Annotated in this window: 25 protein-coding genes and 1 tRNA gene; 16 read left to right on the top strand and 10 right to left on the bottom strand. The window is 55.8% G+C overall.

The annotated features are described in order from the left end of the window. Window positions 1-56: 56 nt before the first annotated feature. On the bottom strand, window positions 57-1,796 hold the full coding sequence (locus tag ACXAGA_RS08405) for a 5'-nucleotidase C-terminal domain-containing protein (RefSeq protein WP_475117037.1): 1,740 nt from the start codon (window positions 1,794-1,796) through the stop codon (window positions 57-59). 95 nt (window positions 1,797-1,891) lie between these two features. Here ACXAGA_RS08405 and nudC point away from each other — a divergent pair, with 95 nt between their 5' ends. Then, window positions 1,892-2,824, top strand: coding sequence for an NAD(+) diphosphatase (gene nudC / locus ACXAGA_RS08410; protein WP_475117038.1), 933 nt, complete (start codon window positions 1,892-1,894; stop codon window positions 2,822-2,824). 44 nt (window positions 2,825-2,868) lie between these two features. Continuing rightward, a complete protein-coding gene (locus ACXAGA_RS08415) occupies window positions 2,869-3,333 on the top strand; it encodes an SRPBCC family protein (protein ID WP_475117039.1) in 465 nt (154 codons plus the stop codon). On the opposite strand, the gene ACXAGA_RS08420 is transcribed toward ACXAGA_RS08415, so the two are convergent. Further along, window positions 3,330-4,172 (bottom strand): prephenate dehydratase, encoded by an 843-nt coding sequence (locus tag ACXAGA_RS08420; RefSeq protein ID WP_475117040.1) that lies wholly within the window; start codon window positions 4,170-4,172, stop codon window positions 3,330-3,332. The two genes, ACXAGA_RS08415 and ACXAGA_RS08420, sit on opposite strands and share 4 nt — an antisense overlap. A gap of 121 nt (window positions 4,173-4,293) precedes the next feature. Here ACXAGA_RS08420 and ACXAGA_RS08425 point away from each other — a divergent pair, with 121 nt between their 5' ends. From ACXAGA_RS08425 to ACXAGA_RS08445, 5 genes are all read left to right on the top strand, one after another. Next, window positions 4,294-4,809 (top strand): c-type cytochrome, encoded by a 516-nt coding sequence (locus tag ACXAGA_RS08425; protein ID WP_475117041.1) that lies wholly within the window; start codon window positions 4,294-4,296, stop codon window positions 4,807-4,809. Window positions 4,810-4,949: 140 nt separating this feature from the next. After that, the gene (locus tag ACXAGA_RS08430) at window positions 4,950-6,860 is read left to right on the top strand and encodes an extracellular solute-binding protein (RefSeq protein ID WP_475117042.1); all 1,911 of its coding nucleotides are present in this window, start codon (window positions 4,950-4,952) and stop codon (window positions 6,858-6,860) included. Window positions 6,861-6,871: 11 nt separating this feature from the next. Continuing rightward, window positions 6,872-7,954 carry a microcin C ABC transporter permease YejB gene (locus tag ACXAGA_RS08435; protein WP_475117043.1) on the top strand — a complete coding sequence of 361 codons (1,083 nt, stop codon included), beginning with the start codon at window positions 6,872-6,874 and terminating at the stop codon, window positions 7,952-7,954. Between the two features lie 3 nt (window positions 7,955-7,957). Next, window positions 7,958-9,067 (top strand): ABC transporter permease, encoded by a 1,110-nt coding sequence (locus ACXAGA_RS08440; protein ID WP_475117044.1) that lies wholly within the window; start codon window positions 7,958-7,960, stop codon window positions 9,065-9,067. Beyond that, on the top strand, window positions 9,064-10,659 hold the full coding sequence (locus tag ACXAGA_RS08445; protein ID WP_475117045.1) for an ABC transporter ATP-binding protein: 1,596 nt from the start codon (window positions 9,064-9,066) through the stop codon (window positions 10,657-10,659). Before ACXAGA_RS08440 ends, ACXAGA_RS08445 begins: the two co-directional genes overlap by 4 nt. Window positions 10,660-10,661: 2 nt before the next feature. Here the strand turns inward: ACXAGA_RS08445 and ACXAGA_RS08450 are convergent, their stop codons facing one another. Both ACXAGA_RS08450 and ACXAGA_RS08455 read right to left on the bottom strand, forming a co-directional pair. Next, the gene (locus ACXAGA_RS08450) at window positions 10,662-12,071 is read right to left on the bottom strand and encodes a D-alanyl-D-alanine carboxypeptidase family protein (RefSeq protein WP_475117046.1); all 1,410 of its coding nucleotides are present in this window, start codon (window positions 12,069-12,071) and stop codon (window positions 10,662-10,664) included. Window positions 12,072-12,379: 308 nt separating this feature from the next. Then, the gene (locus ACXAGA_RS08455) at window positions 12,380-13,069 is read right to left on the bottom strand and encodes an HAD family hydrolase (RefSeq protein ID WP_475117047.1); all 690 of its coding nucleotides are present in this window, start codon (window positions 13,067-13,069) and stop codon (window positions 12,380-12,382) included. Between the two features lie 82 nt (window positions 13,070-13,151). Here ACXAGA_RS08455 and clpS point away from each other — a divergent pair, with 82 nt between their 5' ends. From clpS to ACXAGA_RS08470, 3 genes are read left to right on the top strand one after another with little or no spacing between them, the layout of a single operon-like run. Next, window positions 13,152-13,496 carry an ATP-dependent Clp protease adapter ClpS gene (gene clpS, locus ACXAGA_RS08460; RefSeq protein WP_086450625.1) on the top strand — a complete coding sequence of 115 codons (345 nt, stop codon included), beginning with the start codon at window positions 13,152-13,154 and terminating at the stop codon, window positions 13,494-13,496. Between the two features lie 22 nt (window positions 13,497-13,518). Further along, entirely contained in the window at window positions 13,519-14,478 is a 960-nt protein-coding gene (locus ACXAGA_RS08465; protein ID WP_475117048.1) for a class I SAM-dependent methyltransferase, read from the top strand. 38 nt (window positions 14,479-14,516) lie between these two features. Then, window positions 14,517-15,320, top strand: coding sequence for an SDR family NAD(P)-dependent oxidoreductase (locus tag ACXAGA_RS08470; RefSeq protein WP_475117049.1), 804 nt, complete (start codon window positions 14,517-14,519; stop codon window positions 15,318-15,320). Here ACXAGA_RS08470 and ACXAGA_RS08475 read toward each other — a convergent pair whose 3' ends face one another. Continuing rightward, window positions 15,321-15,707 carry a hypothetical protein gene (locus ACXAGA_RS08475; protein WP_475117050.1) on the bottom strand — a complete coding sequence of 129 codons (387 nt, stop codon included), beginning with the start codon at window positions 15,705-15,707 and terminating at the stop codon, window positions 15,321-15,323. It lies immediately after the preceding gene. A 100-nt stretch (window positions 15,708-15,807) separates the two neighbouring features. Between ACXAGA_RS08475 and hemF the strand changes: the two genes are divergently transcribed. Both hemF and ACXAGA_RS08485 read left to right on the top strand, forming a co-directional pair. Beyond that, on the top strand, window positions 15,808-16,698 hold the full coding sequence (hemF, locus tag ACXAGA_RS08480) for an oxygen-dependent coproporphyrinogen oxidase (protein ID WP_475117051.1): 891 nt from the start codon (window positions 15,808-15,810) through the stop codon (window positions 16,696-16,698). Further along, the gene (locus ACXAGA_RS08485; protein ID WP_475117052.1) at window positions 16,689-17,306 is read left to right on the top strand and encodes a LysE family translocator; all 618 of its coding nucleotides are present in this window, start codon (window positions 16,689-16,691) and stop codon (window positions 17,304-17,306) included. The genes hemF and ACXAGA_RS08485 overlap by 10 nt, the downstream gene beginning before the upstream one ends. 58 nt (window positions 17,307-17,364) lie before the next feature. Here ACXAGA_RS08485 and hemE read toward each other — a convergent pair whose 3' ends face one another. Beyond that, the gene (hemE, locus tag ACXAGA_RS08490) at window positions 17,365-18,396 is read right to left on the bottom strand and encodes a uroporphyrinogen decarboxylase (RefSeq protein WP_475117053.1); all 1,032 of its coding nucleotides are present in this window, start codon (window positions 18,394-18,396) and stop codon (window positions 17,365-17,367) included. A 94-nt stretch (window positions 18,397-18,490) separates the two neighbouring features. On the opposite strand from hemE, the gene hemC reads away from it, so the two are divergent. Further along, on the top strand, window positions 18,491-19,444 hold the full coding sequence (gene hemC / locus ACXAGA_RS08495; protein ID WP_475117054.1) for a hydroxymethylbilane synthase: 954 nt from the start codon (window positions 18,491-18,493) through the stop codon (window positions 19,442-19,444). Between the two features lie 135 nt (window positions 19,445-19,579). Beyond that, window positions 19,580-19,656: transfer RNA gene (locus ACXAGA_RS08500), tRNA-Met, on the top strand. Between the two features lie 109 nt (window positions 19,657-19,765). Here ACXAGA_RS08500 and ACXAGA_RS08505 read toward each other — a convergent pair. Beyond that, entirely contained in the window at window positions 19,766-19,960 is a 195-nt protein-coding gene (locus ACXAGA_RS08505; RefSeq protein ID WP_475117055.1) for a heavy-metal-associated domain-containing protein, read from the bottom strand. A gap of 127 nt (window positions 19,961-20,087) precedes the next feature. Between ACXAGA_RS08505 and ACXAGA_RS08510 the strand changes: the two genes are divergently transcribed. Together ACXAGA_RS08510 and ACXAGA_RS08515 are read left to right on the top strand one after the other, a co-directional pair. Beyond that, the gene (locus ACXAGA_RS08510) at window positions 20,088-22,313 is read left to right on the top strand and encodes a heavy metal translocating P-type ATPase (protein WP_475117056.1); all 2,226 of its coding nucleotides are present in this window, start codon (window positions 20,088-20,090) and stop codon (window positions 22,311-22,313) included. Beyond that, window positions 22,310-22,696 carry a MerR family DNA-binding protein gene (locus ACXAGA_RS08515; protein WP_475117057.1) on the top strand — a complete coding sequence of 129 codons (387 nt, stop codon included), beginning with the start codon at window positions 22,310-22,312 and terminating at the stop codon, window positions 22,694-22,696. Before ACXAGA_RS08510 ends, ACXAGA_RS08515 begins: the two co-directional genes overlap by 4 nt. On the opposite strand, the gene ACXAGA_RS08520 is transcribed toward ACXAGA_RS08515, so the two are convergent. The 3 genes from ACXAGA_RS08520 to puuE are packed head-to-tail and all read right to left on the bottom strand — an operon-like array spanning window position 22,693 to window position 25,400. Further along, complete coding sequence (locus tag ACXAGA_RS08520) at window positions 22,693-23,172, bottom strand: ureidoglycolate lyase (RefSeq protein ID WP_475117058.1); 480 nt, start codon at window positions 23,170-23,172, stop codon at window positions 22,693-22,695. The two genes, ACXAGA_RS08515 and ACXAGA_RS08520, sit on opposite strands and share 4 nt — an antisense overlap. Beyond that, on the bottom strand, window positions 23,173-23,991 hold the full coding sequence (locus ACXAGA_RS08525) for a bifunctional allantoicase/(S)-ureidoglycine aminohydrolase (RefSeq protein WP_475117059.1): 819 nt from the start codon (window positions 23,989-23,991) through the stop codon (window positions 23,173-23,175). Next, entirely contained in the window at window positions 23,988-25,400 is a 1,413-nt protein-coding gene (gene puuE / locus ACXAGA_RS08530) for an allantoinase PuuE (protein ID WP_475117060.1), read from the bottom strand. The genes ACXAGA_RS08525 and puuE overlap by 4 nt, the downstream gene beginning before the upstream one ends. Window positions 25,401-25,412 lie beyond the last annotated feature (12 nt).

Genomic DNA, 25,412 nt, shown 5'->3' on the forward strand with positions numbered 1-25,412 from the left:
CTATGCTGAAATTTTCAGCGATTTTTGTATACATGGTATAAAATTAACCATTTGATCTATAGTTGCATTCTGTATCTGTAAAATCCGTCTAGCGATGGCGCGACTGGCTGAATGTTTAATGGGCTATCGCTTAATAGATGTGCGGCGGCATTGGGCGATGTGTCGAAAACTACAGTCGCGCCCAATGGCACATATCCCCACACCTTTGGGCAGCGGCGGGGCAATGGTTCGGCCAAACGCGCAGCGATTTCCGCCTGAAGCGGCCCACCGGATGTCCAGATTTCTGTCGCCTCCGACAGCATGTCAAAGCCGCCACCGCCGTGCGCGCGGTAACTGTTGGTCAACACCACGAACTGGTCAGAATCTTGGACACTTTTGCCTTCGTGGCTAAGGTTTCGGACGCGGTCGCCCACGGGGCGCGACAAATCAAAGTCGTAGGTCACGCCGAACAACGTGTCCAAATTGTAAGACAGGGTCGTGTCGTCGAACAGTAGGGTATCCAACGCGTTCGGGGTGACTTGTTTGAAATGCGCTGCGGATTGTTCCAGCCATTTGCGCAGGATCGCGCCCGATGCCAGCAGCGCGACCGTTTGGTTTGGGAATGGATACAGCTGGGCGGCGTGTCGGTATGTGGCTGGCCCCGCATCGATGGCGATATAGGCATCTGGCCCACCGCGTCCACCACATCGAAACGGAGCCGTTGCTGACAGTCGGGGCAGGTCGGCAAAGTCCGATGCATCCAGCGCATCACGCGCCGCATCCAATTGGGCCTGAGCGGTGATAAACTGTGCCAAATCCGGCTGCACGCGGGCGAAATAGCTGTGCATCGGCACGGGGAAATTGCCCAACTGTTTTTGTGTGAACGCGACCGTTTTGTTGTGTCGATCTGCGACGATTTCTTTGATCTGGGTATCTGCATCGTCGGATGGGGTGATCAGGTCAGCCGTGCCGCCCTCGGTCGTCCAACGATCCTCGGTTCGGCGTAAATTCAGGACGATGCGCCCAATGTTTTTGCCATAGGCCGCGGGTAGGGCAATCGGCGTCCGTCCAATTTTCCCCGCAAAAGGTAGGTGAGTGTGTCCGGCAAAAACGGCATCAACGCCAGAAATGGCGGCAACCGCGCTGGCAAAATGTTCTTGGGTCGTCTCAATCTGCGTTTCGATCCCGCCATGACACAGCGCGACGATCACCTCTGCCCCTTTGGATTTGAGCGCTTGAACGGTTTTTTCTGCTGCACTGATCGGATCGGTCGCGTCGATTTTGCCTGCCGTGTGGTTTTGATCCCATATCAGGATCATCGCAGGCGTTAGCCCGATGACGCCGATTTTAATCGGAAATTTGCGCCCGAACGGTGCGGTGATAACGCGATCTAGAATGATCGAATCGTGACACGGCCAAACGCCGCCGTCGATCCGCGTGACATTGGATAGGACCACGGGGAACGTCGCATCGCTGTAGACGCTCGCCAACTGATCAATGCCAAAGTTGAATTCATGGTTTCCCAGCGTAGCACAATCGTAGTCCATCGCATTCAGGCAGGCGATGGCAGGATGCGGATGCGTTTCGTTTTCTAGCCACAGATCGGACAGCGGCGGGCCTTGGATCAGGTCGCCGTTGTCAAACACCACGGCGTTCGTCGCAGAGGACCGAATGTGCCGTATTGTTGATGCGATGTGTGCGAACCCGAACGGCGCGTCTGACTCTGTGTAGTAATCATAGCTGTTCAGATTCATGTGCAAATCCGAAGTCGCAATGAGGGTCAGTTTTGCCTGAGGTGTTCGTGAGAAAATTTTCATATAAGAATCAGCTACCGATAGGGCTCTTAATTAATCCACCGAAAGCTAATAAGTCGTAATCAGGTACACAATTTGCCAAAAGGGTCAGGTATTTCATGAATCGTTTTGCTTTCGCAGGTGTCGGATACGATCGCGCCGCCCATTTACGCAGCGACCTGGATACCCATTTGGCGGATCACGACAAATGTACCATTGTGTTGTGGAAGGGTAAAGTTTTGTACGGTAATGGCAGATTGTTTCGATTACCGCTATCACATCCCGCATTGAAACAGGGTCGGGCACCCGTTTTCATGGGGCTTGCGCCGAATGCTGTGTTCGCCACCGACATTTCGGATTGGGAACCAGAAACAGTCGAGGCGCCAGAAAATGACGATTTTTGGAATCCTGTCGCGCAAGAGCATCCATTGGTTCCAGATGCGGCTTTTGTTGAATTGCGTTCTGTTCTGACAGAGCTGTCGGCATTGGATGCTGAATTGGCTGCAACCGCGCGGTCCATTACGGGCTGGCACCAAAGCCACCGTTTCTGTTCGCGCTGCGGTGTTGCGTCGGAACCCGCGATGGGGGGCTGGCAACGGAATTGCCCTGAATGTGGCGGCCACCATTTTCCGCGTACCGATCCGGTGGTGATCATGTTGGTGACGCATGAAGACAAAGTTCTGCTGGGGCGTTCCCCACATTTTCCACAAGGCATGTATTCGACCTTGGCCGGTTTCATTGAACCGGGCGAAACCATCGAAGCCGCCGTTCGCCGCGAAGTGAAAGAAGAAGTGAATATTGAAATCGGCGAGGTGACTTATATGGCCAGCCAGCCGTGGCCATTCCCATCGTCTTTGATGATCGGATGCCATGCCATCGCGACCACGACCGAAATCACAAACGATCCCGAAGAAATCGAAGACGCCTTGTGGTTGACCCTAGACGAGATGCGTCAAGTGTTTGATGGCGAACATGATATTGTCTCTGCGCCACGCGAAGGCGCAATTGCAGCATGGATGTTATCAACTTGGGTTGCGCAATCTGATGAATAATTTAGGTTCGCCAAATATAACTTTTCAGACAAAGGGGACAGTCGGTGCGATTTAGCTCTCGGGAAGATATCGAAGCGCCAATCGAGCATGTTTATGGCAAGCTGACTGACTTCTATGGTTTTGAACGATCTGCAATGCGCCGCGGCGTCAAAGCCGAACGCGAAGATCCGTCTGCACCCATCGGCATTGGTACGATTTGGCACGTCCGTTTCAAATTTCGCGGCAAACCGCGCGCGGCAGATGTGGAATTGGTCAAATTAGACGAAAATGACGGATTTGAGGTGTCTTTCAAATCCGGTGGCATCGATGGTCTGACATCGTTGGAACTGGTCCCGCTGTCGCCGCACCGCACGCGGATGATTTTGCGTTTGGACCTGTCGGCCAAAACTTTGGCCGCGCGGTTGTTGCTGCAGTCGCTGAAATTGGCGAAATCCAACCTGACGCATCGGTTCAAAACACGTGTGGCAGATTTCGCCGAAGAAATCGAAACGTCCTATACGGGCGTTTAACGCAGAGTTTGGCGAATTGGGGCCGCTGGGAACACGCCCATCAGTTTCACATAATCGGTGAAATAATCCAATTCCTCCATCGCCAGTTTGACGTTTGCGTCGTCTGGGTGGCCTTCGATTTCGGAATAGAATTCGGTCGCGGTGAATTCGCTGCCGACCATATAGCTTTCTAGTTTGGTCATGTTGACGCCGTTGGTCGCGAATCCGCCCATCGCTTTGTACAAAGCGGCGGGGATGTTGCGGACGCGGAAAATGAAGCTGGTCATCATTTCACCCGATCCACGGCGGGTCAGATCCGTGTCGCGCGCCATGACTAAGAATCGGGTCGTGTTGTTGGAATGATCTTCGATCTGGCGGGCCAGAACCTCTAGGCCGTAAATATCGGCAGCCAATTCGCTGGCTAATGCGCCTTGGGTTTTGTCGCCGCCTTCGGCGACTTCACGGGCGGCGCGGGCATTATCGGAACTGACGCGGCCAGTGATTCCGTTTTGTTTCAGGAAACTGGAACACTGAGGCAGAATAACAGGGTGGCCGTGGGCATCTGTGACGTCGCCAACGGTCGCACCCGGAACGCCCAATAGGTTCACGTGAACACGGACAAAGGCTTCGTCTACGATATGCAGGCCTGATTTCGGCAGCAACGCGTGCACGTCGGCAACGCGGCCATAGGTCGAATTTTCGACCGCGATCATGCCCAAATCAGCGGCGCCAGACCGCACTGCCTCCATCGCGTCATCAAAGGTTGCACATGGAAATGGTTCGAAATCGGGGCGTGTTTCTGCACATGCCTGATGCCCATAAGCGCCCAGTTCACCCTGAAATGCGATTTTCTTTGTCATTTCCACCCCTCCAAAAAGGTCTTTTATGCCCTTTGGGCAATAAGTCGCGGTTCTACAGCTTGCAAGACCGTACAAGAAACTAGTAGATAGCCGCGAAACTGTGAACGGAATGGAACGCGACATGTTCGACACAATGACAATGACCAAAGTGCTGGGCGGCGTTTGCGGCACTTTTCTTGTATTCTTGCTAGGTGGCTGGGCTGCCGACATCGTTTATTCGGCTGGCGAAGGTGGCCACGGCGACGAAGGCCCTGCCTACGTCATCGCATCGGAAGATTCCGGTGAAGTGGTCGTCGAAGAAGGCCCAAGCTTTATGGAAGTATACGCAACCGCTGATGCAGGTGCTGGCGAACGCGTATTCCGCAAATGTGCGGCGTGTCACGCTGTAGAAGACGGCGCAAACGGCACCGGCCCACACCTGTACGGTGTTGTTGACCGCGCTGTTGGTGCGGTTGACGGCTACGCCTATTCGGGCGCGCTGGTTGCTGTTGCACAACAGTGGGACCCAGAAACCCTAAGCGGTTTCTTGGAAAACCCAAAAGGTTACGCACCAGGCACCGCGATGTCGTTCTCGGGTCTGTCGAAAATTCAGGACCGTGCAGACGTAATTGCATACCTGAATTCGATCGGCGGCTAATCTAGCGGCATAGAATTTGAAAGGCCGTCCCACTGGGGCGGCCTTTTTCGTTGTGATGACGCGTGTTCACGGAAACTCAACTTGAATCCTTTGCTGGCCCCGTTAGCTTGTTTCTGACACTGGGTTATCAGGAGAACGCCATGAACAACCGCCGCTTTGCGCCCGCCGCCGTCCGCGCGAAAAAACACAGTAATGTCATGGGGATGTTAGTCGGCGGATCGGTATTGGCGATTGGTGCGTTCTGGGCAGGGTCCGCAATGGCCCAAGATGCGATAATCCAAAGCCACGCGATTTCCACCTTTGGATCCCCAGTTTACGACGATCCTGATTTCCCGCATTTGAATTACGTGAACCCAGACGCGCCAAAGGGCGGCGAAATTGCGGTTTGGAATACGGGCGGGTTCGACAACCTAAACCCCTATGCCACCCAAGAAGGTAAACCCGCCTATCTATCGTCGTCCATGTACGAATCGGTCCTAACCAACACGGCTGACGATCCTGATGCGGCCTACTGTTATATGTGCACAACGATGGAATATCCCGAATCCAAAGATTGGGTGATTTTCCATCTGCGCGACGACGTGGTGTTTTCCGACGGGACGCCAATGACGGCGTCTGACATGGAATTCAGCCATAAATTGCTGATCGAACAGGGGACCGAATCTTATCGATATGCCGCGGCGCAAATGGTCGATAGCGTCGAGGTGATCGACGATTACACGATCAAATTCAATTTTGCCGCCGATTATCCAAAGAATTCCGTGATCGAAACGGTCGGTTCGACCCCGATTTTTTCCCAGAAATGGTACGAAGAAACCGGCGCGCGTCTGGACGAAAGCCGCATGGAAACGGGGATCGGTACGGGGGCCTATTACCTGTCCGACTATTCTATCAATCAGCAACTGATCTATAGCCGTAACCCGAGTTTCTGGGGCGATGATCATCCGCTGAACATCGGCCGCAATAACTTTGACACGATCCGCGTTGAATATTTCGACGACACCACCGCCGCATTCGAAGGGTTCAAAGCAGGCGAATTTACATTCCGTCAGGAAAATTCGTCGCTGTCGTGGGCCACGGCCTATGATTTCCCTTCGCTGAACAACGGCTGGGTCGTGAAAGAGGAATTGCCAGACGGCAGCGTGCCCAACGCGCTGGGGTTCATGTTCAACATGAAAAACCCGAAATTCAGCGACCTGCGCGTCCGTCAGGCGATTGCGCTGATGTATAATTTCACATGGACGAACACCGAACTGCAGTACGGGTTGTTCCAACAACGCGAAAGTTTCTGGCAAAATTCGGATTTGGCCGCTGTGGGCGTACCTACGGGCCGCGAATTGGAAATTCTGGAAACCGTTGCGGACCTGATCGATCCGTCCATCCTAACGGACGAAGTCACCATGCCGCATACCTCGGGCGATCGTCAGTTGGACCGTGGTAACCTGCGTCAGGCCTTGGCCCTGATGGAGGACGCAGGCTGGACCCCCGGTGATGACGGGATGCTGCGCGATGCGGATGGCAACACCTTTGATCTGGAATTTTTGGGCTATAGCCCGACGTTCGACCGCATCATGCTGCCCTATGTCGATAACCTAAAACGGTTGGGCGTGAATGCGGAATGGAACCGAGTTGACCCACCGCAATATACCGAACGGACCCGCAATTTTGATTATGACATGGTCTATTCTGGCTATTCGTCCGGCCCAATCGAAGGCGAAGGCATCATTCAGAAATACGGCAGCGAAGGTTTGGGCGATGTATTCAACCCAGCCTACTATTCGAACCCTGCGGTGGATCAGATCATTGAATTCGTGCGCAATGCCGAAACATACGACGAAATGACGGCCTCGGTTCGGGCGATTGACCGCATCATGCGCCGCGATTTGTTCATCGTACCATCGTGGTATCTGGGCAAACATCTGGTCGCGTATTACGACATGTTTGAATACCCCGAAAACCTGCCGCCTTATGCACTGGGGCAGTTGGATTTCTGGTGGTACAATCAAGAAAAAGCAGACGCTTTGGTCGCCGCTGGCGCCTTGCGTCAATAAAAGGCAGATAAATGGGCGCGTATATTATCAGGCGGCTGCTGTTGGTGATCCCAACGCTGCTGGGCATTATGATCCTGAACTTTGCGATCACGCAGTTCATGCCGGGGGGACCGGTCGAACAGATGATCGCGCGCGCCCAAGGCCACGGTGATGTGTTTGAAAACATCACCGGCGGGGTGGGCGACATTGAAACGGAAATGTCGAACGCGAATTCCAACTACCCCGGCGCCCAAGGTCTGGACCCACGATACATTGCAGAGCTGGAAAAACGGTTCGGTTTCGACAAACCGCCGCTGGAACGGTTCTTGAATATGATGTGGAACTACATCCGTTTCGATTTCGGAGAGAGCTATTTCCGTAAAATTTCCGTGGTCGATCTGGTGCTGGAAAAGATGCCTGTGTCGATCACTTTGGGACTGTGGTCCACACTGATCGCCTATATGATTTCGATCCCATTGGGCATTCGCAAAGCCGTGCGGGACGGGTCCAAATTTGATACTTGGACATCGGGCGCGATTATTGTCGCCTATGCGGTCCCTGGGTTTTTGTTCGCGATTTTTCTGGTCATCATGTTCGCGGGCGGCAGTTATTTCCGCATTTTCCCGCTGCGCGGATTGGTCAGTCCCAATTTCGAAGAATTGTCCATGTGGGGCAAGGTTTTGGACTACCTGTGGCACATCACGCTGCCCGTTCTGGCAACCACGATTTCATCATTCGCTGTACTAACCTTGCTGACGAAAAACAGTTTTCTGGACGAGATCAAAAAACACTATGTTATCACCGCTCGCGCCAAAGGTTTGGCCGAAAACCGCGTGATGTACGGCCATGTGTTCCGCAACGCGATGCTGATCGTGATCTCTGGTTTTCCTGCGCTGTTCATTTCCGTGTTCTTTTCTGGGTCGGTGATTATCGAATACCTGTTCAGCTTGGACGGGTTGGGCCGATTGGGGTACGAGGCCGCGCTGCAACGTGACTACCCTGTGGTGTTTGGCACGCTTTATACGTTCTCTCTTATGGGGTTGATCGTGGGCATTATCACCGACATCACCTATGTGTTCGTCGATCCGCGCATCGATTTCGAAAGCAGGGGGTAGGCTATGAAACTGTCCCCACTGAACCAGCGCCGCTGGACGAATTTCAAACGCAACAAACGCGCGATGTGGTCGTTGATCGTGCTGGGAACCCTGTTTTTCCTTAGCCTGTTTGCGGAATTCATCGCCAATGACAAACCGATTTTGGTCAGCTACCGCGGCGAACTGCGTAGCCCTGTCATGGCGTTCTATTCCGAACAGGATTTCGGCGGCGATTTCCGGACCGAGGCGATTTATTCGTCGATCGAGGTGAAATGCCTGATCGTCACTGGCGGATCGCTGGACTGCTGGGACGATCCCGAAGGCATTTATGAAACCGTCGAAAATGGCGGCACGCCCGAGATCGCAGATTTTCAGCGCGGCTGGATGATTTGGCCCGTCATTCCGTATTCCTATGACACGATTGTGGACATTCCGGGCGTCGCGCCGGGTGCGCCGAATGACACCAACTGGCTGGGCACGGATGACACCAAACGCGATGTTGCGGCACGCGTGATCTATGGTTTCCGCCTGTCGATTTTCTTTGCCATGGTCGTCGTGTCGATTAGCTCGGTCATCGGGATCATCGCGGGTGCCATTCAGGGGTATTTCGGCGGCTGGATCGATCTGGTGTTCCAGCGATTTATCGAAATCTGGGGATCGATGCCGTCGCTGTATATGATGATCATCCTGATCGCGATTTTGGGAAAATCATTCTGGCTATTGGTGTTTATGACCGTACTGTTCGGATGGACGGCTTTGGTCGGGTTGGTGCGCGCTGAATTCCTGCGCGCCCGCAATTTCGAATACGTCCGCGCGGCCAAGGCGCTGGGCGTGTCCGACCGCGTGATCATGTTCCGTCACGTATTGCCGAACGCGATGATCGCAACGCTGACCATGCTGCCGTTCCTGATCACGGGCGCGATTGGCACGCTGGCTTCGCTGGATTTTCTGGGCTTTGGTCTGCCGTCGTCCGCGCCGTCATTGGGCGATCTGACCATTCAGGCGAAACGCAATCCCGCCGCGCCGTGGCTGGGCCTGACCGCGTTCTTTACCTTTGCATTCATGCTGACGCTGCTTGTTTTCATTTTCGAAGGCGTGCGCGATGCATTTGATCCAAGAAAGACTTTCAAATGACGCTTTTGAACGTGTCGAACCTGACCGTTGATTTTCGTCAGGACAGTGTCACCACCCACGCCGTACGCGGTGTGTCGTTCACAGTGGAAAAAGGCGAAACCGTCGCGCTGGTTGGCGAATCGGGGTCGGGCAAATCCATCACGGCGCTATCTACGGTGAACCTGTTGCCCGATAGCGCGAAACTGGCGGGATCGATCACCTATAACGGCCAAGAATTGGTTGGCGCATCGGACAAAGTTCTGCGCGGGGTGCGCGGCAACGACATCAGTTTCATTTTTCAGGAACCGATGACATCGCTGAACCCGCTGCACACCATTGAAAAACAGTTGGCGGAATCGATTGAACTGCATCAGGGCCTGCGCGGCGCGGCGGTGCGCGAACGGATTGTCGATCTGCTGGACCGCGTGGGTATTCGCGACGCGGAATCGCGGCTGACCAGCTATCCGCACGAATTGTCAGGCGGGCAACGGCAGCGCGTGATGATCGCGATGGCTCTGGCGAATGGGCCTGAAATGTTGATCGCGGACGAGCCGACGACTGCGTTGGATGTGACCATTCAGGCGCAGATTTTGGACCTGCTAGAGGATTTGAAACGCGACAGCGCCATGTCGATGCTGTTCATCACGCATGACCTGACCATCGTGCGCAAAATCGCGGATCGTGTTTGCGTGATGAAAGACGGCGAGATCGTCGAAACCGGACCAACCGAACAGATTTTCGCAAACCCTCAGCATCCTTATACTCAGATGTTAATCGCGGCCGAGGCATCGGGGCAGGCTGCGCCGGTGCCTGATGATGCGCCTGTGATGGCCGAAACGGAAAACCTGCGGATTTGGTTCCCGATCAAACGCGGGCTGCTGCGCCGCACGGCAGGGTATGTAAAGGCCGTGAACGACGCCACCCTGACCGTTAGGGCAGGGGAAACGCTGGGCATTGTCGGCGAATCTGGGTCGGGCAAAACAACGCTGGCCATGGCGATTATGCGGTTGATCCAGTCCACGGGCCGCATCGCATTTGTGGGCAACGACATTCACAAACTGAACCAGAAACAGATGCGCCCGCTGCGCAGCGATATGCAGATCGTGTTTCAGGACCCGTTTGGGTCGCTGTCGCCGCGTATGACCGTCGAACAGATCGTGACCGAAGGTTTGAACATTCACCGCGCGGGCGAAAAGATCGACAAGAAACAGTTGGTTGCTGATATCCTGACCGAGGTCGGATTGGACCCTGCACTGATGTCGCGCTATCCGCATGAATTTTCTGGCGGGCAACGTCAGCGGATCGCGATCGCGCGGGCGATGATTTTGCGCCCCAAACTGGTGGTGTTGGATGAACCGACCTCGGCATTGGATATGACCGTACAGGCGCAGATCGTTGATCTACTGCGCGATCTGCAACAGAAATACGGGCTGGCCTATATCTTTATCTCGCACGACCTAAAGGTCGTTCGCGCGCTAAGCCATAAGATCATGGTGATGCGGGCAGGGGACGTGGTCGAATCGGGCAACGTCGCGGACGTGTTTGATAACCCGCAAACCGATTATACCCGAGAATTGCTTGCTGCGGCGTTCGAAGGCCGCAGCATCGCATAATATCAGCTGTCTTGGCCGATCATGAAACAGGTCATGTCGCGCGCCTGTAGGCGGCGGCAGGCCAGATCGGCCATTTCGCGGGTCATGCCCATGAAATTCGCATCATACCCGCGCGACCCTTCGACGACGCGGCGCAGGGATCCGTCCAGCGTGGCCATTTCGTTCAGCGCGATACGAACCAGAATGCGTTCGGCTTCGTAACGGGACCCATAGCGGCCCACGTTGATACCCCAATGACGGCCGCCAGATGTGGACACGCGCGTCACGACCTCTGGTTGGGCTTCGGTGGCGGCGGCAACGGCCAGCGCAACGTCGTCTGCGTCGGTGGATGGGATGGCGACGGCGGTGACCTCTGCGATGACAGCAGGGGGGCGGGCGACAGGGCGGCTGGCAGAGGCCAGAACGACCTGATCGGTCGTGGCGACAGCGACGGCCTGATCGGTCGCGTTTGCAACCTCCATCGCGGTTTCCAGCGCCTGTTCGATATTTTCAGCATCGGCCACGATCAGCGCGGGCGCTTCGGCCGCTGGGCGCGACGTGGGGCGCGGCGATTGCGTGACCGCACCAGTCACACGGATGGTGCGCCCTGCGGCGCCGCTGTAGGTGGTCGTATTGGCGGACAGCATCAGCGGTTCTTCGGCTGTGGCGCTGCCTGGTTGATAGGCGGGCAAAGGCGGACGTTGAATGCGCGCGTTACGCGGGGCGCGGGAAAAACCCATGTCCAACAGTTCGGCTGCGCGGTTGTTGCGTGCTGTCACCGACGATTCGCCAAAGATGGTGGCGATGATGCGCACACCGCCCCGTTCGGCCGAGGCAACAAGGTTATACCCAGCTGCGGATGTGAAACCGGTTTTGATGCCATCCGCACCGCGATACGCGGCCAGAAAACGGCGGTTTGTGTTGTACACTTCGGCCATGCCTGCATCGGTCGAACGGCGCGAAAAGATGTTATAATATTCTGGGAAATCATAGATCATATGACGTCCCAAAATCGTCATGTCGCGGGCCGTCGACATATGGCCCGATTCGGTCAGGCCATTTGCGTTGCGGAACGTTGTGCGTGTCATGCCCATCGACTGGGCCATGCGGTTCATACGGCGGGCAAAGGCGGCTTCGGAACCTTCTAGCGCGATACCAATGGCCGTGGCTGCATCATTGGCGGATTTTACGGCAGCGGCACGGATCAGATACCGCAGGCGGATTTCTTGACCTGTGCGCAGACCCAATTTGCTGGGTGGTTCTGCGGCGGCTTCGCGTGTGATGGTCACCATCGTATCGGCGCTGATTTCACCACGTTCGATGGCCTGAAACGCGATGTATAGCGTCATCATCTTGGTCAGCGATGCGGGGTGCAACGGTGTGTTCGCGTTGTAGGAATCGATGATTTCGCCCGTTCGGGCGTCCATCACCATAGTTGCACCCGGCCCTGCCAGTGCAGACTGGGGAACAACGAAAGTTAGCCACAATACTGCGCTTACGAATAGCCCAATAGGGCCCCGAAATTTCGGACGACCTGCCACGGTTTGCCTCGTTCTGCCTCATGGCCCCGATCTATGCCGAGTGCCTATTGATTTTGTACAACCGTAACACGCGTTGTGGATTGCGAAAATACCTTATTTTTCAGGCAGGATTGGGCGTGGCTTAAAGGCATAACCACATGTTGTGGTGCTATGGCGCGGCGGCGCAACATCCGCGAAATGCCAGATTTTGCAAAGGCGGATTAGTGTAAACTGGCTACCAAATCGGGTAGCTGTCCAAGGCTTTCGATTTTGTAGAATCGGGGGTGGTCGGGCTCTTTCGCCATTTCGTGGGCCCATGTCGTTTCAAACGGAACATGCACGCCCCACGCGCCCGCGTCGATCGCGGGGATCACATCCGACCGCAAAGAATTGCCCACCATCATGACGCGCGCCGTGTCGAATTGCGCAAAAATACGCTGGTAAACAGCGGCGGTTTTGTCTGACACGATTTCGACGACGTCAAAGAAATCGCCCAATCCGGATTGAGCCAGTTTGTTTTCCTGATGCAGCAAATCGCCCTTGGTAATCAGCGCGATCTGGGCCTGTTCGGACAAGGTTTTGATGACATCGCGCACGTGCGGCAACAATTCCACCGGATGGTCCAGCATATCACGGCCCATATCCACCAATTCGCGTATAACTGTCTGAGGAACCTTGTTATTTGTGACCTCTAACGCGGTTTCAATCATCGACAAAGTGAACCCTTTGACCCCGTAGCCGTAGAATTTGATGTTGCGTTCTTCGGCGGCGAACAGCTGTGCCTCTAGCGTTTTGGGATCGGCGTGATCGACCAGCAATTCAAAGAAACGATCCTGCGTTAACTGGAAAAAAGTTTCATTATGCCAAAGCGTATCGTCGGCATCAAAAGCGATGGTCCAGCGCTGCGGCATAACGTGCTCCGGCTATGTGGGGGTTTTCTTATAGGTCGTACCGACTATATAACGTGGTCAGACACAGTGACCAATGGTTCAGATGACAAAAGCTCCGCTACATATGATGGCAGATGATGCCGACGGTGATGATGGTGACATCGGCGTTAAATTAGACACGCGCCCGAAAACCAAACGTCCGCCGATGTACAAAGTCCTGATTCTGAATGACGACTACACTCCGATGGAGTTTGTGGTTCAGGTGTTGGAACGTTTCTTTGGCATGACACACGCGCAGGCATTTGAAATTATGCTGACGGTCCACAAAAAAGGCGTCGCCGTTGTGGGTGTCTATTCCTATGAAATCGCAGAAACCAAGGTGGCTCAGGTGATGGATTTTTCACAGCGCCACCAGCATCCGTTGCAATGCACGATGGAGAAAGAGTGACGCGTCCCGTCACCTGATTGATATGTCGAAATCTCGTCTTACCACGGCGCTGAACGAAGGCCTGTTGGACCTTCCGTCTGGCGCCATTCGCGTTATGCGCCCCGCCGCGGGCTATGATTTGTCCGCACTGCCCCGCGATGATGTGCGCGTTGATACCGGTTTCAAACCCGACGCGACCGTTTGGGAAAATGCAGGCTATACGCTGTCGTCCGAACCTGCGCCCGTAACCGTTGTTATTCTGCCGCGTGCCAAAAAACTTGCGCGGGCCATGGTGGCAGAGGCTGCGAAAAAGGGTCTGGTCATCATCGACGGCCAGAAAACCGATGGCGTCGACAGTATTTACAAAGACTGCCGCAAGGTACTGGGCGATCTGCCATGTGTCACCAAATCGCATGGTCGTTTGTTCTGGTTCGATGGCGCAAACCAATTTGCCGATTGGGCAGTTGGTGATCCGGCAAAGGGTGCGCATGGGTATTTCACCACAGCGGGCGTTTTTTCTGACGGCGAAATCGACCGCGGGTCAAAGCTGTTGGTGGATTGCCTGCCCGACAAATTGCCCAAACGCATGGCTGATTTCGGCGCTGGCTGGGGGTATTTGTCGGCTGCGGTTTTGCAAAATGCTGCCGTCCAATCCATCGACCTGATCGAAGCAGAACACGCCGCACTGGATTGCGCGCGCCTGAACGTTGCCGATGAACGTGCATCGTTCCATTGGGCGGATGCGACGACGTGGAAATCAGATGGCTACGCGGGCATCGTGATGAACCCACCGTTCCACACCGGACGCGATGCGACCCCTGCGTTGGGCCGTGCATTCATCGCGAATGCTGCGAAAAATCTCTTAGCTTCGGGGCAGTTGTGGATGGTGGCGAACCGACACTTGCCTTATGAGGCGGCACTTCGCGAATATTTTCGCAATGTTGATGAAATTGGTGGCGATGGAGCATTCAAAGTTTTCCACGCGACTAGGCCGATCCGCTAGCCGTCGATACGGTCAAGCTGGGCAATAGGGGATAAGACATGTCTTTTTCTATCGAAGGTAAAACCGCCATCGTAACCGGCGCTGCGAACGGCGTAGGTTTGGCGATTGGTCGGCATTTCGTCGAACAAGGTGCAAACGTCATGTTCGCTGACATGGACGAAGCCGCCTTGGCCCGAGAGGTCGTTTGCGAAATGACCGATGAAGGCCCGATGCGTATCTTTGCAGGGGACTTGCGCAAAAAACTGGCCGTCAAAAATTTGCTATCCGCGACCGTCGATGCGTTTGAACGTGTTGATATTCTGGTCAACGCGGCCCGTCAGGTGCAGATGACTGATCCGTTGGACCCTGATGACGACACGGTGTCGACGCTGTTGGAACAAAATATGTTTGCAGCATTGCGCCTTAGCCAGGCAACGGCCCGCCGCATGATCAAACAGGCCGAAGCAAACACCAAAGGCCCCGTTGGGACGATCATCAACCTGTCGTCCATCGCCGCCCGCCGCACGCACCCGGATCTGATGGCCTACTCCATTGCAACCGCTGCTGCGGATCAGGCGACACGTTCGTTGGCCGTTGCGTTGGCACCCCAAGGTATCCGCGTGAATTCGGTCGCGTTTGGCAGCGTCATGAGCGCGAGCCTGAAAGGTGCATTGAAAGAACATGACGAATATCGCGAAGATATCCTAAGCCATACACCCCTACAGCGTATCGCAAGCCCAAGCGAAGTCTGCGATGCCGTTCAGTATCTGGCGTCTGATGCGTCCAATTTTGTGACCGGACAGGTCATCACCGTGGATGGTGGCCGGACCTTGATCGATCCGGCCGGTTGTGCGGCGCACTGATTATTCTGGGTTTGCAGCGATACACTGCTGAATATTCGCCTGAAGGTTTTCATCAATCGCAGCGCGGCGTTCTAGCAGCGACTGTAGTTTTGCCTCTTCGGCGTTCAGGTCGATGGCGACAGGGGTCCGCACGGTATGCGTGACCACCTCGTCACAGGGGAAACGGATGGTTTCGCCGCTTTCTAGCTTGCGTTCACAGCGTTTGTTGATGACGTCGACCTCTTCGTGTTCGGCAATGCCATATCCACGCGCGATATTAATACGGGTTTCAGCGATGAGTGCGTCAATCGTGCGGGCGTTTGCTGAAACTTGGGAAATGCAGCGTTCCTGTGGCGTTGCACATGCAGCTAAAGCAATGAATGGTAGAAATAAAATGGCGCGGTTCATCGTAACTCCGTCAATTGGTCACAGCGGTTGCTGTGGTTTTGCCGGCCATTCAATGCTAAGGGGCGTTGATATTCAATAACAGCCCGTAAACGAGGTTCAGATGTCCGATACGATGGTTCACGAAAAGGCGACGGCCTCTGATTGGTTCCGCAGTTTGCGCGATGAAATCGTGGCAGCCTTTGAGGCATTAGAGGACAGTCAGACCACAGGCCCATTTGCCGATCAACCTGCGGGCCGTTTCGAAGTGACCGAAACCAAGCGCCACAGCGACGACGGCAGCGATGCAGGCGGCGGTTTGATGAGCGTGATGCGCGGCGGCCGCGTGTTCGAAAAGGTCGGGGTGAATGTGTCCACCGTTTACGGCACACTGGGCGCGGCTGCGCAAAAATCCATGGCGGCGCGCGGCGTTGCCGGAGTCGAGGAAGACCCGCGTTTTTGGGCATCTGGCATTTCGCTGGTCGCCCATATGCAAAACCCACATTGCCCTGCGGTGCATATGAACACGCGCATGTTCTGGACCCCTGCGGCGTGGTGGTTCGGCGGCGGGTCCGATTTGAACCCATGCATCGAATACGACGAAGACACCGCGCATTTCCACCACGTCCAAAAGGCGCATTTGGACCCGCACGGCGAAGAGCTGTATCCAGAGCTAAAGGCGTGGGCGGATGAATATTTCTACATCCCGCACCGCCATCGCGCGCGCGGTGTTGGCGGCGTGTTTATGGATGACCGTAACACGGGTGATTGGGCTGCGGATTTTGCACTGACCCAGAATATCGGCCGTGCGTTTTTGCCAGCGTACCTGCCATTGATCGAAAAACGCCGCGTTCAGGATTGGACCGATGCCGACAAAGAGGCGCAGTTGGTGCACCGTGGTTTGTATGCCGAATATAACCTTGTTTATGACCGCGGTACGAAATTTGGCCTAGCCACGGGCCATGATGCCAATGCGGTCCTGATGAGCCTGCCGCCGCTGGCGAAATGGACCTGACAACAGCGATACTGGAATTTGCGCTGGCGTCGTTTCTGATCGAACTGACGCCGGGGCCGAACATGGCCTATTTGGCGATTGTGGCCGCGACCGAAGGCCGCCGCTATGGCTTTGCGGCTGTGGCGGGCGTGGCGTTGGGATTGTCGATTGTTGGCGTGATCGCAGCGCTGGGCGTGGGGGCGATGATCACAGCGTCGCCGTTTTTGTATCAGGCCCTGCGCTGGGGCGGGGTGCTGTATCTGTTGTGGCTGGCCTATGACGGATGGCGCGATGCGGACGAAGAGATTGAACATGCCGCATTGGGATCGCCGATGGCGCTGTTTTTTCGGCGCGGGTTGATTACGAATTTGCTGAACCCGAAGGCGGCGGTGTTCTATATCGCTGTTTTGCCGGGGTTTGTTGTTCAAGGATCGGCCGTGTTGCCGCAAACGATCACTCTGTCAGTGGTCTATGTCGCGGTTGCGACCGCGATCCATGCGACGATTGTCGGGTTGGCTGGCACGGCCCAAACGTTGCTGGAAGATCAGAAAAAACGGTTGGGTTTACGGCGGTTGTTATCAATCGCTTTGGCGTTGATAGCGGTTTGGTTCGCGTGGAAAACCCGCTGATAAAAGGAACGGGGGCCGATGGCCCCCGCGTTGTTTTTGCCTCGCGCCTTTGGGGCGCTCAGGCGCCAGAACGCACCGTGTCGATCATCAGTTGAACGTTGTCGGGGCTGGCATCGGGTGTGATGCCGTGGCCAAGGTTAAAGATGTGGGGGCCGCCTTTGAACGCGTCGACAACGGCGCGGGTTTCGCGGATCAGATCGTCGCCGCCTGTGACCATATGCGACGATTTCAGGTTGCCCTGAACGCAGCCGCCCGTTTGGACGTGGGCCGCAGCCCATTCAGGCGTCACGCCGTCATCCAGCGCGATGCAGTCTGCGCCGATCGCAGCGTGCAGGCCGACGTATTTTTCGCCAGCACCGCGTGGGAACGCGATAACAGGAATGTTCGGGTGGCGCTGTTTTAGGGCAGCGGTGATTTTGCGGGCGGGTTCAACGGCGAAATCGATGAAATCTTGGCCCTGTAGGCTGCCTGCCCAGCTGTCAAAGATTTTGACGACTTCGGCGCCGGCCTGAATTTGTTTCGACAGGTATTCGACCGTCGCGTCGGTCAGCAGGTCGATCAGCGCCGAAAATGTCGCGCGGTCGGTGTTTTTCAGTGCATGCGCAGGGCCCTGATCGGGTGTGCCGCGACCAGCGATCATATAGGTTGCCACGGTCCATGGTGCACCAGCGAAACCGATCAGCGTGGTTTCTGACGGCAATTCGCGCGACAGAATGCGGACGGTTTCGTAGACGGGGTTTAGCACTTCGTCGATTTCATCAATCGGTTTCAGCGCGTCCAGCCCCGATTTGTCGGTGATTGTGGACAGGCGTGGGCCTTCGCCTGTGACGAACCACAGATCAGCGCCCAAGGCCTGAGGCAGCAGCAGGATGTCTGCAAAAAGAATCGCCGCATCAAACCCGTAGCGGCGGATCGGTTGCAATGTGACCTCGGCCGCGAGTTCGGGGTTGTAGCACAAGGACAGGAAATCGCCTGCTTGGGCGCGGGTTGCACGGTATTCAGGCAGATAGCGGCCCGCCTGACGCATCATCCAGATCGGAGGCGTCGGAAGTGTTTCACCAGCAAGGGCGCGCAGGATCGTTTTTGTCATTGGCTTTCCTTTTTGTGTGCAAAAGGGTGGTCGCTAATGACGCAGCCCAAGTCAAGCCATTGCCCGAACGAAATACCGCGACTAGAAAGCGCATATGACAGTGAATTTGCCCACACCCGCCCAACCGCTGAAAATCGGCACTCGGGGATCGCCCCTAGCGCTGGCGCAGGCCAATGAAACCCGCGACCGTCTGGCGACCGCGTTTAACCTCCCGTTCGAGGCGTTCCAGATCGTTGTGATCCGCACCACGGGCGACAATCGCGCGATGATTGATGCCGACCGCCCGCTAAAGGAAATCGGCAACAAGGGCCTGTTCACCAAAGAGATCGAAGAGCAGCTGATTGCGGGCGACATCGATATCGCGGTGCATTCGTCGAAAGACATGCCAACGGTGCAGCCTGACGGGCTGATTCTGGATTGTTACCTGCCACGCGAAGACGTGCGCGATGCGTTTGTTTCGCTGAAGGGGCAGGGGATCGCGGATTTGCCGCAGGGCGCTGTGGTGGGCACGTCGTCTTTGCGGCGCAAGGCGCAGTTGCTGTACCGCCGTCCTGACCTGCAGGTGGTGGAATTCCGCGGTAACGTGCAGACAAGGTTGCAGAAATTGGCGAATGGCGTGGCAGAGGCGACGTTTTTGGCGATGGCTGGTCTGAACCGTTTGGGCATGGATGACGTGCCGTATACGCCGATTTCGGTGGACGACATGCTGCCTGCGGTCGCGCAGGGCGCCATCGGGATCGAACGCCGCGAAGACGATACAAACGTGGCCGAAATGTTGGCGGCATTGCACCACGAAGAAACCGGCCTGCGGATTAAATGCGAACGTGCGTTCATGGCGCGTCTGGATGGGTCGTGCGAAACGCCCATCGGCGGTCTGGCCGAAATTCAGGACGACATGATCCGTCTACGCGGAGAGATTCTGGCAACCGATGGATCGGCCGCATTCAGCGACGAAGGCACCGCCCCAATCGCTGACGGTGAAAAACTGGGTCGCGAATTGGCGGAACGGTTATTGGCCGCGGCGGGGCCTGATTTCCTGAAACACTAATAAACAAAGGGGCCGCCAGATATCTGAGCGGCCCCATTTTTTCGGATGGATAAAAAAATGTGCAGGTTGATGAAAAAAACCTGTTCGGACCCTCTTGACCCTGCGCGCTACACGGAATATTTCGCCCTCACTTTCGGCGGTATAGCTCAGTTGGTTAGAGCAGAGGAATCATAATCCTTGTGTCCGGGGTTCGAGTCCCTGTACCGCCACCACTTCCCTTCATTAGTGATTACAATGCCTTAGGCTGAATAGCCTGTGCTAGGTAATTCCTGTGGTTTGTTTCGAACCGTTCGCGTTCCCTGACCCATGCGAATAACGCGGTCAGATGACCGCGTTATCAAATCCGATTGCATCCAACGCGGCCTGAACGGCTTCTGCCGGTTTGCCTGTGTCGATGGTGATTTGTTTTGCATCCATGTCAAAATCAACTTTTGCTGTGCTGTCCAATGTCTCGATCGCGTTGGTAATAGACGTTTTGCAGTGACCACAGGACATTTCGGGAACGGAAAGTTTCATCTGGATCTCCTTTGTTTGCACGAACAGATAGTGGTTCCACCTACTGGAAGGTCAATAGGGTCTTGACGTTCCAGTAGCTGGAATACCTATGTAGGGTCTAGACAGAATAATTGGGCAGCAAATAGCCATGGAAAAAACAGTTCGTTTCGATGTCGAAGGGATGTCATGTGCCGCCTGCGTTGCGCGGGTCGAAAAGATCCTGAACAACAACGCAGGCATTGAAAATGCGGCGGTGAACCTTGCGACTCAGACGGCGCAGTTCGAAACGGACCTAAGAGACCTAGAGCCGGTCATGGCCCAACTGGGGGCCGCAGGATACCCCGCCAAATTCGCCGCCGCGAACCGCCCTATGCAATCCGAAGTCCGAGAGGCAGAAGCCGCCGAGGTTTGGCACCGTATCGTCTTTGCTGCGTCATTAACGATTCCTGTTTTTCTGGCCGAAATGGGCGGGCATTTGTTCCCTGTGATTCACGAATGGCTGCATGGTTTGCTGACGATGCGTGGCCTGTGGGTGGTCGAATTTTTGCTGGCGACCGTTTTGTTGGCCATGCCCGGACGGGAATTTTTCCAAAAAGGCATTCCAGCATTGATTGCCGGTGCGCCAAATATGAATTCGCTGGTGGCTTTGGGTGCGGGTTCGGCATGGCTGTATTCGACCTTGGCGACCTTTGTGCCCGTCGTGTTTCCTGATGGCGCATTGGCTGTCTATTTCGAAGCCGCGATGATGATTGTCACGCTGATCCTATTGGGTCGCTATTTCGAAGCCCGCGCCAAAGGCAGAACAGGCGCAGCGATCGAAGCGTTGATAAAATTGCGGCCTGAAACGGCGAACCAGATTGTCGATGGTGACGAAAGAACCGTTCCCATTTCGACAATCGGGGTCGGTGATGTTTTGCGCATCCGCCCTGGCGAACGGGTCGCGGTGGACGGCGTGGTCATTGATGGAAATTCGCTCGTGGATGAGTCGATGTTGACGGGTGAACCTGTCCCAGTTGCCAAAGATATCGGTGACGAAGTCATTGGCGGCACAATCAACGCGGACGGCACATTCTGTATCGAAGTTCGCGCAACGGGAACGGATACGGTTTTGGCGCGTATCGTGCGCATGGTCGAAAATGCGCAGGCCGAAAAATTACCGATCCAAGCCACCGTTGATCGGGTCGTTGGCGTATTTGTGCCCGTGATTATGGCTATTTCGGCCCTGACAGGGGTGACGTGGTTGATGCTGGGCGGTGGCCTGTCCCATGCGATGGTGGCAGCCGTATCTGTTTTGATTATCGCTTGCCCGTGTGCCATGGGGCTGGCAACACCCACATCGATTTTGGTGGGCACGGGCCGCGCGGCATCGCTGGGCGTTCTATTTCGCAAAGGCGATGCCCTGCAAAAACTGAACGAAGTCACGACCGTTGCCTTTGATAAAACGGGCACCCTGACCGAAGGCCAGCCGCGTGTTGTCACCATCTACAGCCAAGACCGCCGCGAAGCGTTGCGATTTGCTGCCGCCGTCGAAGCGATGTCAGAACACCCGATGGCCCGCAGCATCCTGCGCGAAGCATCAGAGCAGGGGATCGATATCGAACCTGTGACCGATTTCAAATCCCACGCAGGTATGGGCGTCGAAGGCGTCGTTGCCAGCCGCCGCGTTTTGATTGGTGCGGACCGTTTTATGCAAAGCCGCAGCGTCTCTATCGCGAATTACGAAGCCCGCGCAGCATCCTTGGCTCAGGATGGGCAAACGCCGTTCTTTGTGGCCGTGGACGGTGAAATGTTCGCGCTGATCGGTGTCGCGGACCCGATCAAATCCGGCGCACGAGAGGTCGTAGATCAGCTGCAAAATCGCGGCATGCGCGTTGCGATGATTACAGGCGATAACGCAGCCACCGCGGATAGTATTGCACGACGTTTGGGCATTGATCTGGTCGAAAGCGAAGTTATGCCAGAGGGCAAGGTTGATGCCGTGATCGCGTTGCGCGGAGAAGGCAGCATCGCGTTCTTTGGCGACGGTGTGAATGACGCGCCTGCGTTGGCTGCTGCCGATGTCGGTATCGCGATGGGTACCGGCACCGATGTTGCGATCGAAACCGCCGATGTGGTGTTGATGCGTGGGGATTTGAACGGCGCTGTGGCCGCGATCCGCCTAAGCCGCGCGGTAATGCGCAATATTCGGCAAAACCTGTTCTGGGCCTTTGCGTATAACGCGGCGCTGGTGCCTGTGGCGGCTGGTATATTGTACCCAGGCCTGGGGGTGCTGTTGTCGCCGGTTTTGGCCGCCGCTGCGATGGCGTTTAGTTCGGTATTTGTGGTGACGAACGCGCTGCGGCTGCGCAATTACACTGCGGGGCGTTCGGCATGAATATCAAAGATGCATCCAAACACACGGGCCTGCCTTCGAAAACGATCCGTTATTACGAAGACATCGGATTGGTCGAACCTGCCCGATTGGCGAATGGTTATCGTGATTTTTCCGATAATGATCTGGAAAAACTGGCGTTCATTGGACGTGGTCGGGCGCTGGGGTTTTCGATCGACGAATGCCGTAGTCTGTTGGCCCTATACGAAGATCGCACGCATACACATTCCGAAGTGCGATCAATCGCGCGGGACCATTTGAAACGGATCGACCAAAAAATCAAAGAAATGCAGCAGATGCGCGCGACTTTGAACGATCTGGTCAAACGGTGTAACAATGACGACCGTCCTGATTGTCCGATCCTGCTGGGGTTGGCTGGCGATTAAACCGTGATCGTGACGGGGGGGATATCCACCTCTTCTAGGTTCGGTGTGTCGCCAATTCGGTCGATCACGGCAAACAGTCCCGGTTCGTGCAGCGGCGTTAGAACGCCATGCCACGTGCCGCGGTGGAAATTGATCGCCTGACCCGCCGAACTGACAAAGGCCACAGGATCGGCGGGTTTGCCGCCCGCGTCAGGCGCGACGATGACCAAAAACGGGTCCATGGACATCGGGACAAAGGCTTGGGACCCATCGGGGTGGCGTTCCAATAGATCGCAAACATACGGGATGTCGCGCGGAATGGCGCGGAACAGGCTAATGCCTGCCCGACCGTCTGGGCCGAAATCCAGTTTCGCGCGGTCATGAAACCTCCCGCACATGCCGCGATTGATGATTTTATCGGGATCGCCAGCGGTTTCTAAAACATCGCCATAGGGCGCGAAATTTTCGGCCGTCAGAGGCTGCGCTTTGATCTGCATTTACAGGGTCAGGTCCACGTGTCTGTTGACGTCTTTGTACAATAGATAACGGAAATTCGTATCACCTGTGGCAATGCAGGCCTGCGGGCAAAACGCACGGAGCCACATGAAATCACCGGGCCCGACATCGACCCAGCGTTCGTTCAGCAGGTATTTTGCGGTGCCTTCCAGCACGTATAGCCCGTGTTCCATCACATGGGTTTCGGCAAACGGAATGCGCCCACCCGGTTTAAAGGTGACGATATTCACATGCATGTCGTGGCGCATGTCGTCTGGCGATACAAAACGGGTGGTGCCCCAGTTTTGATCGTCGTTCATCCAGTTAATGGGGACTTCTTGATCCGCTGTGACAAACGGTGACGGATCGTCATAGGGGTCCGCGTGTACGTATTTGCGGCGGATCCAGTGAAATTTCAGCGGGACAGTCCCTGCATTGCGCAGCGTCCAGCGGCTGCGCGGTGGGATATAGGCATAGCCACCTTCGCGCAGAATGTGGGTTTGTCCTGCCACGATCAGTTCCATTGATCCGTTGGCGATGAACAACACGCCTTCGGCATCGCGGTCGGGTTCGGGGTTATCTGACCCGCCGTTGGGCGCGACCTCGACCGCGTATTGCGCGAACGTTTCGGCAAAGCCCGTCATGGGCCGCGCGATGATCCAAGCGCGGGTTTCAAACCAACGCGGCAACATCGATGCCGTAATATCGCGCATCGTACTGGCGGGAATAAAGGCATAGGTGTCTGTGAAATGCGCCCCGTTCGATGCGGGGTCATCGGTCATTTCTGGCATGCCACCAGGCGGAAAAGCATAAGTCGTCATGGGAGCAAAGCCTTTAATCTATGGTACGCGATCCGCTCGACCTGTTGGCAAGCAGTGCCGAATTCGACATCAGTGTCATTGTTCAGCCTATCTTTGAAAGCGGCTAAAATCCCAGATTTGTTATGGTCGCGCACCGCGATTATGAATGGAAAGCCGTGTTTTTCCGTATATTTATCGTTCAATTCGGTGAATTCAGCGCGTTCTGAATCCGTTAGGGCGTCCAATCCGGCGCTGGCCTGTTCGGATGTGCTGTCGGCGGTCAGGCGTTTGGCTGCTGCCAGTTTCCCCGCCAAATCAGGGTGCGCGGTCAACACGCCCATGCGTTCATCGGCTGTGGCCGAACGGAACATACGGCACAGCGCATTGTGCAGACCCACGGCGGTGTCATGCGCGGGCCCCAGTTCCAGATCAAATGCGCGGTCGGCAATCCATGGCGAATGTTCGAAAATCCCGCCGTAAGTGCCGACAAAGGTTTCGCGGTCCATAGCTGTCGGGCGGTCGTAATGTACGGGCGGATGCGTTTCGGCCCAATGACGCGCGATATCCACGCGGCGCGGGAACCAGACGTCATCAAATTGGGCGACGTAATCCAGAAATTTGATCAGCCCCGCCATTTTCCCCGGACGCCCGATCAGGCGGCAGTGCAGACCAACCGACATCATCTTGGCTTTGCCTGCCGTGCCTTCGGCGTACAGCACGTCAAACGCGTCTTTCAGGTAGGTGTAGAACTGTTCGCCCGTGATGTAACCGGGCGCGGTGGCGAACCGCATGTCGTTCGCCTCTAGCGTATAGGGGATGACCAACTGATCGCGGCCACCTGCGTCGACCCAATAGGGCAGGTCGTCGTCATAAGTGTCGCTGACCCAATCAAACCCAGCCTCGGCCGTAAGGCGCACGGTGTTTTCGCTGCATCGGCCTGTGTACCATCCTGTCGGGCGGGTGCCTGTGACTTCGGTATGTAGACGGATGGCTTCGGCGATTTGGGCGCGCTCTTCGTCTTCGGGCATGTCTTTGTGTTCGACCCATTTCAGGCCGTGGGATGCGATTTCCCAATCCGCGTCGATCATCGCGGCAACCTGTTCGGGGCTGCGCGCTAACGCGGTGGCGACGCCATAGATCGTGACGGGAATGTCGCGCGACGTGAACAGATCGTGCAAACGCCAGAACCCTGCACGCGCGCCGTATTCGTAAATGGATTCCATGTTCCAATGGCGTTTGTTCGGCCACTGGGCCGCGCCTGCGATGTCGGACAGGAACGCTTCGGACTGGGCATCGCCGTGCAAGGTGCAGTTTTCACCGCCTTCTTCGTAGTTCAGAACCATGGAAATTGCGACTTTGGCGCCGTTCGGCCATGCGGCATTTGGGGCACGGGGGCCATAGCCAATCATGTTGCGCGGATATCTATTCATGCTTGCCTCTTG

The organism is Marivivens sp. ABH4_498 (assembly GCF_056160585.1).